General features: G+C 62.9%; 1 pseudogene. It reads right to left on the bottom strand.

Features of this window, described 5'->3' with window-relative positions:
- Positions 1–388: pseudogene (locus EXE42_RS15525) on the bottom strand (hypothetical protein); the annotation flags it as partial.

The raw sequence follows: 388 nt of genomic DNA, 5'->3' as shown, positions 1-388 counted from the left end.
TGAGGAGGTCGATATCTTCGGGATCGATGTCCGCGTCCGGATTGCTGAACGCATCCGCGTCGGCTTCAACAGTGAACCCAGGCCCATCGTCAGACTCGTCGGAGGTCGTCTCGTCGGGAGAGGCTTCGGAGTCAGCCGACGGGCTCGTCTCCGCGGCGTCCGAGTTGTCTGGATCTGCCGGTGGAGTGTCGTCGTCGCCGGAGTCTCCATCGCCCCGGGTGACAGTGAACTCGTCAGAGGACTCTCCAGGGAGGAGCAGCGCGGAGACACCTTCGTATGCGGGCTGGTACTGCTCGTCGATTGCTGGCTCCACCATCTCGTCCGTCAGTTCAGTGATGGTGTCACTGGATGTCGACAAGGCACCCTCCCCCGACTGGCTCTTCGGGAG

Source organism: Halorubrum sp. SP3 (assembly GCF_005435195.1).
Taxonomy (GTDB): domain Archaea; phylum Halobacteriota; class Halobacteria; order Halobacteriales; family Haloferacaceae; genus Halorubrum; species Halorubrum sodomense.
This window is presented reverse-complemented; position numbering and strand designations above follow the sequence as displayed.